A 13,526-nucleotide genomic window follows, 5' to 3' on the forward strand; every position below is an offset into this window, starting at 1 on the left:
CACTTTTTGGGCCTGCGCCAAGAGTTCAACTGCAAACCTAAGTAAGTGGAAACTCAACATCTTGCACCATGTCAATTACCTATTTAGGAACAGGCAAGATGCCTGTTCCACAAAGACTAAATTTTCTTGTGGAACAGGCATCTTGCCTGTTCTTGAGAATGGTGCAAGATATCAGTGGAGATAAATTTTACATTCGGAGAGTGCGTGTTTTGCAGCTACAAAATACTATTATTTTGTTTTGCTAACCTACTTAAATACATCAGGAGGAACTCATGGTGCAACTATCGATCGACACAAACTCAGAAATTGATTCAAGCCTCGTATTAATCCAAGAAACCGTACCGGGCGGCGCGTACTGGTCGGGGGTCATCAAGCGGGGAAACACCCTGCGAATCACCGATTTAGAAGGATCTCGCGGCGTTTCCATGCTGTGCTACAACGCCGACAATGCGATCGAACGTTTCAACGCAGCAGACACAGCCAAAATTCAATTCAATGCCTTTCTCAAACAAGGCATGGTGCTCTACACAGACATGGGACGCATCCTATTTTCTATCACCCAAGACACCTCCGGCTGTCACGATTTGCTAGCAGGATGCAGCAACGCCATTAGCAACAGTAAAAAATACGGCGAAGGAGACTGGAAAAACTCCCGTGACAACTTCCTCAAAGCCCTAACTCGGTGGGGATTGGGCAAAAAAGATATCATGCCCAACCTCAACTTATTTACTCGCATTGCCGTCAAACCAGAAGGCACGATGGAGTTTCGCGAAGGCTGCGAAAAACCGGGTAGTTTTATCGATTTGCGAGCCGAAATAAACGTATTGACCATTATCTCTAACTGCCCCCACATCCTGCATCCTGGTTCAATTTACGATCCAAAACCCATCCAAATTCAGATTGTGAAATCCCCCGCACCCGCACCAGACGACTTGTGCCGCACCGCCAACCCGCAAGCCGTGCGCGGCTTCATCAACACCGATGCTTTGTTCCTGCAATAAACCCGATTCCACAACTCAATCTTATCCGCATAAATCTGCGGGGAAAAATTCTGCACTTCCATCACAAAAAGTGAACCATGACTGCAACTACCCAACAAGCCCTAGATCCAGAAACAGCAATTTACAACGAAGTTTTAGCCGCCAGATATCCTTGGTCTCGCGTCATCAAAAAAGGACAGATTCTCCGCATTGTAGATTTAGGCGGAAATCAAGCAGTAGATTTTTTAGTTTACAATGCCGATGACCCTTCCGAACGCTACAGCGCCCCCGATACGATCGTCAATCAAGGCAACATCTTTGTCACTACAAACAGCCAACTCATTTCTAACGAAGGGCGAGCCATTATGACCATAATTGCTGACTCCTGCGGCCGACACGATACCTCCGGCGGCGCGTGTAGCTGCGAGAGCAATTCGGTGCGGTTTGGGCTAGATAAAAAATACCAGCACGCCTGTGTTGAAAATTTCCTCGCCGCAATTCTTCCCTACGGTTTGGGCAAGCGAGATTTAGTCAGCAATATCAACTTCTTTATGAATGTTCCGGTTAGCGAAGATGGCACGCTTGAAATTGTTGACGGCATCTCCGAGCCGGGAAGTACAGTTGATTTGCGAGCTGAAATGAACGCGCTGGTTGCTATTTCTAACTGCCCGCAAATGAACAATCCTTGCAATGCTTACAATCCTACGCCGATTCAGTTGATTGTTTGGGATGCGGTATAGTTTGTAGCTGCATCCCCGCCAGAAACCGCCAGGGGTTTAAACCCCTGGCTAATAGCTAAAGTCCTCTAAAGAGGACTGAAGAATCGATTGCCCATTAGCAATTACCAATTATCAATTACAAATTACAAATTACAAATTACCCTAATGTTTAACAAAGTTTTGATTGCCAATCGCGGTGAAATTGCCTGCCGAATTATCCGCACCCTCGATCGCCTCGGAATTGCTTCGGTAGCAGTATATTCGGAAGCCGACGCCCGCGCCAAGCACGTTTTCGCCGCCAGCGAAGCCGTTTGTATCGGTGCAGCCGCCGCAGCCGAGAGTTATTTGCGCTTCGATCGCATTCTCGAAGTTGCGCGCGAAACAGGAGCTCAAGCTATCCATCCGGGTTACGGCTTTTTGAGCGAAAATGCTGAATTTGCCGAAGCTTGTGCAAGCGAAAATATTGCATTTATCGGCCCGACTCCGACTCAGTTGCGCTGCTTTGGATTGAAGCACACCGCGCGGGAAATAGCCGCTGCAAATCAAGTGCCGCTAACTCCCGGAAGCGAACTTTTAGCAAGTTTAGAGGATGCGGAAAAAGCGGCTGGGGCGATCGGCTATCCGGTGATGCTCAAAAGTACCGCAGGCGGCGGCGGCATCGGTTTGCAGGCTTGTTTTGGCGATCGAGATTTGGCAGAAGCATTTGAAAAAGTACAGCGTTTTAGTCAAAGCAATTTTAAACAAAGCGGCGTTTTTTTAGAGAAATACATTCAAACAGCCAGGCACATTGAAGTCCAAATATTTGGAGATGGCAAAGGCAATGTCATAGCCTTGGGCGAGCGAGATTGTTCGGTGCAGCGGCGCAATCAAAAAGTAATTGAAGAAACCCCCGCCCCTGCTATTACCGACGAACAGCGAAATCAGTTGTACGGTGCAGCCGTGCGGTTGGGAAAAGCGGTAAATTACCAGTCAGCGGGTACTGTTGAATTTGTATTTGATGTCGATGCGAAACAGTTTTATTTTTTGGAAGTCAACACGCGCTTGCAAGTTGAACACGGCGTTACTGAAGCTGTCAACAACATCGACCTCGTTGAGTGGATGGTAAAACAGGCTTCGGGAGATTTGTTCCCCCTGGAAGAGTACCGCTATCGGCCGCAGGGACACTCAATTGAGGTGCGAATTTATGCGGAAGATGCCGGCAAGAATTTTCAGCCGAGTTCCGGGTTGCTGAATCAAGTTGCGTTTCCCGAAAACGTCCGCTGCGACAGTTGGATAGAAACCGGCACGGAGGTTACTCCTTTTTACGATCCGCTGCTAGCCAAAGTAATCGTTTGCGGTGATAATAGAGAACAGGCGATCGTAAAACTAAAAGCTGCTTTAGATGCCAGTGAAATAGCGGGAATTGAAACTAATTTAGATTACCTCCGCCAGATTTTGGACGATTCCACATTCAACGGGGGCGAACTGAGCACGCGCTTTTTAAACTCTTTTGAATACGCCCCTTTAACGATCGACGTATTGGATGGGGGAACCTACAGCAGCATTCAAGATTATCCGGGGCGGATTGGCTATTGGGATGTTGGTGTGCCACCTTCTGGGCCGATGGATCATCTGGCATTTCGATCGGCAAATCGTTTAGTAGGAAATCCCGAATCGACAGCAGGATTGGAATTCACAGCTACAGGCCCAACTCTGCGCTTTAATGCCGATACAGTTATTAGTTTAACCGGTGCAATTATGAAGGGAACGCTAAACGGCGAATCGGTGCCGTTTTGGACGGCAATTCCCGTAAAAGCTGGCAGCATCCTCAAGTTAAAAGGCATTGAAGGCGGCGGCTACCGCACTTATTTAGCGGTAAAGCACGGCTTTAATGTACCTGAGTATTTGGGCAGCAAATCAACTTTTGTACTGGGCAAATTTGGCGGACACGCGGGCCGCACGCTGCGTCCGGGAGATGTGTTGAAACTGCATCAAACTGCCACTCTGGAAGCGGAATTATCTTTGCCTCCCGAACTAATTCCCATCTACAGCAATAATTGGGAAATTGGCGTTTTGTACGGGCCTCACGGCGCGCCGGATTTCTTTACTGAGTCAGACATTGAAATGTTTTTCTCTACAGAATGGCAGGTGCATTACAACTCGACGCGGACGGGTATTCGGCTGATCGGCCCGAAGCCCACCTGGGCGCGTCAAGACGGGGGAGAAGCGGGTTTGCACCCGTCTAACATTCACGATAATGCTTATGCGATCGGCACGATCGATTTTACGGGCGATATGCCTGTAATTCTCGGTCTTGACGGCCCGAGTTTGGGAGGTTTTGTCTGTCCTGCTACTATTGTGCAGTCGGAATTGTGGAAAATCGGGCAACTAAAACCGGGTGACAGCATTCGCTTTCACTGTTTGAGTTTTGCTGAAGCTTTGCAGCGGGAAATAGCACAAAATAGGCAACTTACTATTTTTTGTTTGTCTGTTTTTGGGGAAAATGCGGAGGAATTGCCCGCAGTTCCCGCTTCTCCAATTTTGCACGAAATTCCAGAATCTCCGGGACAGGTTGCTGTTACTTACCGTCAGGCTGGGGATAAATATATTCTAGTTGAATACGGCCCGTTGGTGCTGGATTTAAATTTGCGTTTTCGGGCGCACGCATTGATGGAACGGTTGAAAGCAAAGCCGTTGCCTGGTGTTATCGAATTAGTGCCGGGAATGCGATCGCTCCAAATTCACTTTGAGGGCCGTCAGATTTCGCAACAGCAGCTAATGCAGGCGCTGATTGCGGCGGAGGCGGAACTTCCGGCGATCGAGGATTTGGAAGTGCCGGCGCGAATTGTGCACTTGCCTTTATCTTGGGAAGATGAATCGACGCTGTTGGCCATTGAAAAATATATGCAGTCTGTGCGATCGGATGCACCTTGGTGTCCCAGCAATATTGAGTTTATTCGCCGCATAAACGGGCTTGACAGCATCGAACAAGTCAGAGAAATTGTATTTAATGCTAGCTATTTAGTGATGGGTTTGGGAGACGTTTATTTAGGCGCGCCCGTCGCAACTCCCCTCGATCCGCGCCACCGTTTGGTTACTACTAAATACAATCCCGCCCGCACTTGGACTCCTGAAAATGCAGTTGGCATTGGCGGCGCGTATTTATGCGTTTACGGGATGGAAGGGCCCGGAGGTTATCAATTTGTCGGCCGCACGGTGCAAATGTGGAATCGGTTCAAACAAACGGCGGATTTCCAGTCTGGTAAACCTTGGCTTTTGCGCTTTTTTGACCAAATCCGATTTTATCCGGTTTCTCATGAGGAATTGCACCGCTGTCGGGAAGAATTTATCGAAGGGAAGTTTAAATTAAAGGTTGAGGAAATCACTTTTAATTTGAGAGAATACAATGAGTTTTTGCATTCTATTGCTAGCAGTGCGGCTGAGTTTAAAGCGCAGCAGCAGGCCGCATTTAATGCAGAGCGCGATCGCTGGGCCGCATCCGGGGAATTTGACGCTGAAGCTGCGGCAGAATCCTCGGCGGATGTGGGTTCTGAAACGGCGGCGGAGGTTACTTTGCCGATCGGTTGTGAGGCTGTTGTCGCTCACGTTTCGGCCAATGTTTGGCAGGTGCTGGTTAATGTTGGAGATGCGGTTGCAGAGGGCGATCGCCTGTTAATTTTGGAAGCGATGAAAATGGAAATTGCTATTACTGCTGATGTTGCGGGGACTGTTGCCGAATTGTTTTGTGAAAAGGGGCAAACGGTGACAGCGGGACAAATTCTAGTGGCGGTTCAACCCCATTAAAAATACTTCATATCAATTCCGGTGCAGCCGGAATTGATATAACACCCTAACGAACCGGAGCTACCGGATCTGGAGAAACTGGAGCGATCGGAGGTGGAGAGGCCGGGCTGCGAGGAGGTGGAGCACTGCTGAACTGCTGGAGTTGCTGCGGGGTGAGCGATCGCAAAATTCTCAGTCCGAGAGTGTCTCGGGAGATGCTTAAAGCGTAGGATGGCTCCAAATACGGGCGGAAATTTGATTTGTTGTTCAAATAGCTTTCCATGAAAGCTAGGCTGAGTCCGCTGAGGTAGCGGCGGGCTAAAGCTGGTTCGGGCCCGATGACCTCTGGTGGTGGTAGAAATAGGCTTTGAGGGGAATCCTCGATCGTTGAGAAGTGAGTCCCGTTTCTCATCAGTACCAGATATTTGTTGGGCGATGTCAGCCAAGTGAACGGTTGAATTTGTTCGAGCAAAGCGGGGGCGACGGTATCGGCGCTGCCTCCGATTACCATGACTGGGATTTTGATTTTGCTGAGGTTTGTTTCGCCGAGAATGCTGCTGACGATCGGGTTGACGGCGATCGCAGCTTTGACGCGCGGGTCGCCGAAATTGTACTGGTTGCGCTCTAGGCCCCGGGCGCCGCACTGCAACAGCAGGGAGAGGTTCCAAGTGTCGTTTTCGTCGAGCCGGCAATCTTGGTCTAGCTGTGCAAAATTAATCCCCGCCCCGGCTAATGCTAAAGCCGTATAGCCGCCGAAAGACTGGCCGATGACGCCCACTCGCTGCAAGTCTAGCTGCCCTTGGTAAGTCGGATCGGTTGTAGAAAGTTTGGTTAAATAATCCAGAAGGTCTTTGATGTCGAGGGGGCGGTTGACAAATTCTGCTGGTTCTGCTACTTCCTTGGCTCTGCCTGTTACTAAGTTTTGGATTTGTTGGGCGTTGCTGCCGGGGTGTTCGGGGACGGCGACGGCAAAGCCGTAGGAGGCTAGGTGTTTGGCTAAATACTGGAAGGAAGTGCGATCGGAACCTAAACCGTGCGAAATTACTACGACAGGGGCCGGTTTCGGGCTGCCCTGCGGCAGGTAAATGTCCATATCAAAGGTGCGAGCGCGATTTGGACTCGTCACAGTTACCGATGATTTGTTCCAAGTATAGGGGCCCGGTAGCTGGGGCTGTAGCATTTCGGCAGGCGGTATGGCGGGTTCTGAGGCTGCTTGTGCTTCCGACAACTGGGCGACTCCGGCGATCGTCTGATTGGAACGGTTGATCAGCGATGTCAGCTCGTTGGCGATACCCAAGCCGCGGGCGATGTCAATTCTGATGCCGTAAGTGGGGAATTTCCGCAGCACGTTGAGTATTGTCAGGCCTTCGGGATCTGAGGCTGCTAAAATCAGGGCGGCTCGGATGGCATAAAATCCGGGCTGCCGAGCTTTGGTTTGAATGACTCGCCCCAAGCGTTTCAGCAGCACTTCTCCTTGAGGCGTGTAGAGGAATTGGGCGATCGTCACGTGGCTGATTTCAGATTTCGCTTGCAGGGCGCTGCGAATCTCAGCTAGCTGTGCTTTTTTGACGTACTGAGCAAAGCCGTCCAAGTTTGAGTCTATTTTGCCTTCTTTGGCGAAGAGTGCCAGGGATTCGATGGGAACTGATTCTTCTAGCGGCCCGTAAGTTACGTAAATTCGCTCTGCTCCCCAAGCTGGTGCGGCGGTGCAAACAGCCGTGAATGCAAACAATCCTAGGTATCTTGGGGCGATCGACCGCCGAGTGCGAAGGGCAGCATTGGAGAGACTCGGAAACAGACAGTTCATAACTTTCACACCTAGGACTTCTAATAATTAGTCGGTGAAACGATCTAAATTGTTTCGCCAATATTTAATAACCCAAAATCGATCTGTTGCTTCGGAAATTAGGTTATCGTGGGAAGCATAGCCTAAAAGTAATTTTCTGATTTGACAAGGCTAGCTGAAATTTAAAATTCAACGCCGAGGGGTCAAACCTGCTGGAATGCCCATTGATTATTTTTTCAGCTATGCAAGATATTTTCGATCGAGTTTGTAACTACCGTCTGAGTGAGAGAATTTATCATGTTCAATGCAACTGCTATCCTGATTGACGCTTTTGTACAAGAGCTGCAGGCCGGCTACCGCCGCACCTACGGCAAGTATAAGCCTGACTACCCTGAAATTATCGCCTGGGCGGGGACTATGGCCCTGGAAAATATCGCTAACTGCGATGCTCTGTACCACAATGTGGAACACACAATGCTGGTGGCCTTGGTGGGACAAGAGATTCTCCGGGGCAAGCATATTCGCGAAGGGGGAGTGTCGCCGGAAGATTGGCTGCACTACTTGATCTCGCTGCTGTGCCACGATATCGGCTACGTGAAAGGTGTTTGCCGCCAAGACCAAGAAGCTGTGGGACTCTACGCTACGGGTATTGACGGGGGCATGGTTTCTGTGCCGATCGGCGCCACTTCTGCCAGTTTAACTGCTTATCATGTCGATCGAGGAAAACTCGTAATTGACGAACGCTTCGGCGGCCACACATTAATCGATGCCGAACAAATCAAGCGCAATATTGAATTGACTCGCTTCCCAGTTCCTGCTAGCGAAACTCATCAAGACAGAAACAATTATTCTGGACTCGCTAGGGCCGCAGATTTGATCGGTCAGTTGAGCGATCCCAATTACCTGCGAAAAATAAGTGCCCTGTTCTACGAATTTGAGGAAGTCGGCACTAATAAAATCTTGGGCTACAAGTCTCCAGGAGATTTGCGGCAAAATTACGCCAAGTTTTATTGGAACGGAGTTTTTCCCTACATTCCAGCAGCTTTGAACTACTTGGAATTGACCCAGGGAGGCAAACAGATTATTGCCAACCTCTACGCTAACGTGTTTCAGGTAGAACACGCTGAACCCATCGCTTTCAACAAGACGAACGCTCAAGAATTAATAAAATCCCGCGCCAATGGCAACTTAAATGGCGAAAAAGATACTGAGAATCTTCAACCTTCCATGTCGGGGGATCGGAAGAAATTTACTGAGTTTCCCGACCTGAATTTGTGATTGAGTAACCAGCCTTACGCTGAAGCCAATCGAGCGAGCCAAAATTAGGGAAAATATTTTAACCTAGTTGCTGACTCGCTTTTTTTGATATAATATAGCTAATACAGGACTAAGGCAAGCGTGTCACATTCAAATCGAATTGTAGGGTGCGTCAGACGAAGTTAAGGAACGATTATCGAGGGTTTTCAGTTCTGACGCACCTTACTAATTGTGCCAGTTTGCCTTACTTAGTCCTGTAATAAATCCTTGTTTGTTAGGGAGAGTTAGGTCATGGCAACCAACAATATTGAAGTCGTTTTTAGCTTTGATACAACTGGCAGTATGTACCCTTGCTTGACGCAAGTTCGTCGGAAAATCAAAGAGACGGTAACGAGACTGCTCGATGAAATTCCTGGCATTCGCATTGGCATTATTGCTCACGGGGACTATTGCGACGCTGACAGCACTTACGTAACTAAACACCTCGATTTGTCAGGCGATGTCGGCACGATTTGCAATTTTGTTGAAAATGTAGAGCCAACTGGCGGTGGCGATGCTCCAGAATGTTATGAATTAGTCTTGCACGAAGCTCAGTCACTTTCTTGGACTCCTACTAATTCCAAAACATTGGTACTAATTGGCGACGACATCCCGCACGCACCCGCTCAAACTCCTCAAAAACTTAACTGGCGTCAGGAAGTAGATAAGTTAGCACAGATGGGGATTACCGTTTACGGCATCCAAGCTCTCAACCGCCAGCACGCTACTTTATTTTACAAAGAACTAGCCGAAAAATCTGGCGGTTTTCACCTCGATCTTGACCAATTTTCATACATTACAGATTTCTTTTTAGCCATTTGTTACCAACAGTCATCTAACGAACAACTGCAAGCTTACGAACAAGAAGTTGTCAGTCAAGGTCGCATGAGTCGCGGATTGAACAAGATGTTTGATACCATGCTCAAGCGGGAAGGCGTTGCTGTTTACGAATCAGCAGAATTGCGAGCCGTAAAACCGGGGAGATTTCAGATTCTAGAAGTAGATAACGAGATTTCAATTAAAGCTTTTGTTCTGGAGAATGGTTTGGCTTTTAAAACCGGGCGCGGGTTTTATGAGTTTACTAAAACAGAAACTATCCAAGGTAAGAAAGAAATTGTGCTGATGGATCGTTCGACAGGGGATTTGTTTGAAGGAGAAGCGGCGCGAGAAATGTTGGGTTTGCCAATGGGCGAGACAGTTCGCATCAAACCGAGCAATCTAGAAAAGTATGCGGTTTTTGTGCAAAGTACCTCGGCAAATCGCAAGCTGATGGGGGGAACTCGTTTCCTTTATGAAGTTGAAGATTGGGATCGTTAATCGATCTTAAACGTCCAAACAACAACCGCAGATCGATGCAGATCGGGGTAAAATCTCTATTCTCTGTGTTTGTGTTACGGTCTGCGGTTAAAAAATAGACACTTTCAAATTATTAATATGCAACCCGAAATCCAGCAGCAAATTCAACAGTTGAGGCAGCAGCTACAGCAAGCTAGCTATGCTTATTATGTTCTCGATGCGCCGACTATGCCAGATGAGGTGTACGATCGCCTTTATCGCCAGTTGCAAGAATTAGAATCAGATTATCCTGAGTTAATTACTGCGGAAAGTCCGACTCAGCGGGTGGGAGAACAGCCTGCTACTCAATTTTTTAGCGTCAAGCACAATATTCCTCTCTACAGTTTGGAAAATGCTTTTAATTTTGAGGAATTTGCTAAATGGCAGGAACGCTGGCAAAGGGTAGCACCTCCCCTAACCTCCGGTCAAGAGGGAAATGCACCCCCCCTAACCCCCCCTTATCAAGGGGGGGGACAAGAGGGAAATGCACCTCGGCTTAGCAATCAGGAAAACAGGGAAACTACTCCCCCCCTTAGCAAGGGGGGGTTGGGGGGGGTTTCCTATGTTTGCGAATTGAAAATTGACGGTTCTGCTTTAGCGTTAACCTATGAAAATGGAGTTTTAGTTCGGGGTGCGACGCGGGGAGACGGCATTGCGGGAGAGGAAATTACTCAAAATGTCAAAACTATTCGCTCGATTCCTTTAAAGCTAAATTTAGATAATCCGCCGCCTGTTGTAGAAGTGCGGGGAGAAGCTTTTTTGTCCTTAGCTGTGTTTGAAGAAATTAATCGCGAACGGGAAAAAGCGGGGGAACAATTGTTTGCTAATCCTCGCAATGCTGCGGCGGGTACGCTGCGGCAGTTGGATTCTAGAATTGTGGATAAGCGACGCTTGGATTTCTTTGCTTATACTCTACATTTAGATCAAAGTAACGAGGGTAACACGCAGTGGGAATCGTTGGAATTGTTGCAACGAATGGGATTTAAGGTGAATCCGAATCGCAAAATTTGCTATTCTTTGGATGAGGTTCGGGAGTATTACGAATATTGGGATACTGAACGGCGGAATTTGCCTTACATGACGGATGGGGTTGTTGTTAAGATTAATTCAGTTTTGCTGCAACGACAACTTGGTTTTACTCAGAGGTTTCCGCGTTGGGCGATCGCCCTGAAGTATCCGGCGGCCGAAGTCCCTACAATAGTAGAAGCTGTCACCGTACAAGTAGGGAGAACCGGGGCTCTGACCCCTGTAGCGGAACTCAAACCCGTGCAGTTGGCGGGGACGACGGTTTCGCGGGCTTCTCTCCACAACAGCGATCGACTTTCCGAGCTAAATCTCCACATTGGCGATACTGCGATTGTCAGAAAAGCTGGGGAAATTATACCAGAAGTTGTGCGAGTTTTGCCGGAACTTCGCCCCCAAAATGCTCAACTTTTCCAAATGCCTAGTTGCTGTCCCGAATGCGCGCAGCCTGTGGTTCGGGAAAAAGGAGAGGCCGTTACTCGCTGCATCAATACATCTTGTCCGGCGATTTTGAGGGGTTCGCTGATTCATTTTTGCAGCCGGGATGCTCTGGATATTAACGGTGTTGGGGAAAAGTTGGTGCAGCAGATGGTTGATAGCAATCTGCTCAATTCTGCGGCGGATTTGTACGATTTGACGGCGGAAAGATTGATGAGTTTGGAGCGTATGGGCAAGAAGTTGGCCGAAAAGTTGGTAAGTGCGATCGCCCAATCGAAAAATCAACCTTATTCGCGGGTACTTTACGGTTTGGGCATCCGCCACGTCGGCAGCGTCAACGCTCAATTGCTGACAGAAAGGTTTGCCAATGTGGAAGAGTTAGCAGCGGTATCGGCGGCAGCGATTGAGGGCGTTTACGGCATCGGGCCGGAAATTGCTCAAGCTGTTTATCAGTGGTTTCGAGTTCCGGCAAATCAAAGTTTAATTGCACGGTTGAAAACTGCGGGCTTGCAATTGCAGTCAGAAGTTAAAAATCCAAATTTAGCAGGCCAAAATTTACAATTGGCTGGCAAAACATTTGTACTTACGGGAACTTTGCCCGCTCTGAAACGAGATGAAGCTAAAGATTTGATTCAAAAAGCAGGAGGTAAAGTCACAAGTTCTGTGAGTGCTAAAACTGATTATGTGGTTGTGGGAGAAGATGCGGGTTCTAAGTTGGAAAAAGCTCAATCTTTGGGTATCGAACTACTTTCGGAAGCTGAGTTATTAGAACTGCTATCGAAACCATAAATGATATCAAATCCGGTAGCATCGGAATTATATTACCCACAATCAGGACACGGCAGTGCCGTTTCCCTACCCCAATTAATTGTAGGGAAACGGCACTGCCGTGTCCTGCGTTTATATCATTCCGGTGTTACCGGAATTGATATGATTGGTGAAAGTCAATATACAGCGTATTCCAGGTTTGTGAAGTGTAGGGACACCGGGAGTGCCTCAATCCTCGTAGGGACACGGCAGTGCCGTGTCCCTACTGCTGTTAATAAACCTGGGATACGCTGTATCTCTGTTTGCTCTTTCTCTGCGCCCTCTGCGGTATCTGCGGTTCGCAAAAAAAGCTGATTCACTTGGGCCGTTTTCAAAGAACATCGCCAACAATTCTATTGCCCTAGATGCCAAATATCGATCGCGAATTGAGCAATACCTCAAAAGGCATAGAAATTGCGCTCGCACTTGGTCAATATACCTACTTCCCCGGCAGTGCTGCCCCAATCGGTTGTCGGTACAGGCTAGTTTTGCTAAAATTTGATAGAGTTTGCAATAGCGATCGACCGCGAGAGCTCGTAACTGCAAGCTTAGGCAAGTCCCAGCAATCACAGGAGATACATTATGTCGGAAATTCCAACAGAACAAACACAAACAAACTTGCCAACTCCAGAAACAACTACCGAAAGCTCAATTTCTGGGGTGGAAAACGTGAAAAATAGTTTGGGAAACGTCCTAAATAGTTGGAAGTTGAAAGCAGGATTAGCCGTTGCTGTACTTTTGGGAGTTTTGCTATTTGCTTTCTACTGGCAGCACATGATTGCAGTGGCAGGTATGAAGAGTTGGGCGTCGCGATCGGGCGCTAGAGCGATCGAATGTATGGTAAGAGATACTAATAACGACGAGTATGTCAGTTGCAGCGCCCTCCTCGATCAGCAGATTGTCCCTCTTGAGTGCAGTTCGAGTTTGTTCAATATCGGCTGTCGAGTCAATTACGGAACTGCGACACCTAATTTGAAACAGCTTGGACCCAGGGCTGCTGTTTTCAAATAATTTTTGACTCGCTCTGACCGAAAGACGGATACAATCCCCGACAGGAGTCGCGGTGAGAAAAAAAGTTTGGACGTTCGTTCAAGCCCCCAGATTCATCTGTGGGGTTGTATTTAAAATCTCAAATTTTTTAATTAATTGCCCATAATAACCCATCATCAAAGGGAGCATCCCAATTGGGTAAAAAGCGTTTTTTAGGAGTGCGAGCGAGACGCTCGCACGCTATATCATCCAAATATATTATTCTGATGCAACCGTCCACGATATGAAAGCAAAAATGGGATGCTCCCTCATCATATCAATTCCGGTAACACCGGAATGATATAAACGCAGGACACGGCAGTGCCGTTTCCCTACCCCGATTAATTGTAG

8 protein-coding genes are annotated in these 13,526 nt (G+C 48.0%); 7 read left to right on the forward strand and 1 reads right to left on the reverse strand.

Features of this window, described 5'->3' with window-relative positions:
- Window positions 1-272 precede the first annotated feature (272 nt).
- From QUA02_RS07360 to uca, 3 genes are all read left to right on the forward strand, one after another.
- Window positions 273-1,001 (forward strand): urea amidolyase associated protein UAAP1, encoded by a 729-nt coding sequence (locus QUA02_RS07360; RefSeq protein WP_333026380.1) that lies wholly within the window; start codon window positions 273-275, stop codon window positions 999-1,001.
- A 77-nt stretch (window positions 1,002-1,078) separates the two neighbouring features.
- Complete coding sequence (locus QUA02_RS07365; RefSeq protein WP_333026381.1) at window positions 1,079-1,720, forward strand: urea amidolyase associated protein UAAP2; 642 nt, start codon at window positions 1,079-1,081, stop codon at window positions 1,718-1,720.
- Window positions 1,721-1,864: 144 nt separating this feature from the next.
- Window positions 1,865-5,482: an urea carboxylase gene (gene uca, locus QUA02_RS07370; RefSeq protein WP_333026382.1), complete on the forward strand. Its 3,618-nt coding sequence runs from the start codon at window positions 1,865-1,867 to the stop codon at window positions 5,480-5,482.
- 46 nt (window positions 5,483-5,528) lie between these two features.
- Here the strand turns inward: uca and QUA02_RS07375 are convergent, their stop codons facing one another.
- Window positions 5,529-7,268, reverse strand: coding sequence for an alpha/beta hydrolase (locus tag QUA02_RS07375; protein WP_333026383.1), 1,740 nt, complete (start codon window positions 7,266-7,268; stop codon window positions 5,529-5,531).
- 276 nt (window positions 7,269-7,544) lie between these two features.
- Between QUA02_RS07375 and QUA02_RS07380 the strand changes: the two genes are divergently transcribed.
- From QUA02_RS07380 to QUA02_RS07395, 4 genes are all read left to right on the forward strand, one after another.
- Window positions 7,545-8,525: an Npun_R2479 family HD domain-containing metalloprotein gene (locus tag QUA02_RS07380; protein ID WP_333026384.1), complete on the forward strand. Its 981-nt coding sequence runs from the start codon at window positions 7,545-7,547 to the stop codon at window positions 8,523-8,525.
- 270 nt (window positions 8,526-8,795) lie between these two features.
- Window positions 8,796-9,860 carry a vWA domain-containing protein gene (locus tag QUA02_RS07385; protein ID WP_333026385.1) on the forward strand — a complete coding sequence of 355 codons (1,065 nt, stop codon included), beginning with the start codon at window positions 8,796-8,798 and terminating at the stop codon, window positions 9,858-9,860.
- Between the two features lie 117 nt (window positions 9,861-9,977).
- Window positions 9,978-12,128 carry an NAD-dependent DNA ligase LigA gene (ligA, locus tag QUA02_RS07390; RefSeq protein ID WP_333026386.1) on the forward strand — a complete coding sequence of 717 codons (2,151 nt, stop codon included), beginning with the start codon at window positions 9,978-9,980 and terminating at the stop codon, window positions 12,126-12,128.
- 600 nt (window positions 12,129-12,728) lie between these two features.
- Window positions 12,729-13,157: a hypothetical protein gene (locus tag QUA02_RS07395; protein ID WP_333026387.1), complete on the forward strand. Its 429-nt coding sequence runs from the start codon at window positions 12,729-12,731 to the stop codon at window positions 13,155-13,157.
- The last annotated feature ends 369 nt before the right edge of the window (window positions 13,158-13,526 follow it).

This window comes from Microcoleus pseudofavosus SVA1_A4 (assembly GCF_036700565.1).
GTDB lineage: Bacteria > Cyanobacteriota > Cyanobacteriia > Cyanobacteriales > Microcoleaceae > Microcoleus.

Excerpts from the sequence above, each read along its gene's own strand:
- ligA (WP_333026386.1), top strand. The coding sequence starts at position 9,978 with ATGCAACCCGAAATCCAGCAGCAAATTCAACAGTTGAGGCAGCAGCTA.
- QUA02_RS07380 (WP_333026384.1), top strand. The coding sequence starts at position 7,545 with ATGTTCAATGCAACTGCTATCCTGATTGACGCTTTTGTACAAGAGCTG.
- QUA02_RS07395 (WP_333026387.1), top strand. The coding sequence starts at position 12,729 with ATGTCGGAAATTCCAACAGAACAAACACAAACAAACTTGCCAACTCCA.
- QUA02_RS07360 (WP_333026380.1), top strand. The coding sequence starts at position 273 with ATGGTGCAACTATCGATCGACACAAACTCAGAAATTGATTCAAGCCTC.
- uca (WP_333026382.1), top strand. The coding sequence starts at position 1,865 with ATGTTTAACAAAGTTTTGATTGCCAATCGCGGTGAAATTGCCTGCCGA.
- QUA02_RS07385 (WP_333026385.1), top strand. The coding sequence starts at position 8,796 with ATGGCAACCAACAATATTGAAGTCGTTTTTAGCTTTGATACAACTGGC.
- QUA02_RS07375 (WP_333026383.1), bottom strand. The coding sequence starts at position 7,268 with ATGAACTGTCTGTTTCCGAGTCTCTCCAATGCTGCCCTTCGCACTCGG.
- QUA02_RS07365 (WP_333026381.1), top strand. The coding sequence starts at position 1,079 with ATGACTGCAACTACCCAACAAGCCCTAGATCCAGAAACAGCAATTTAC.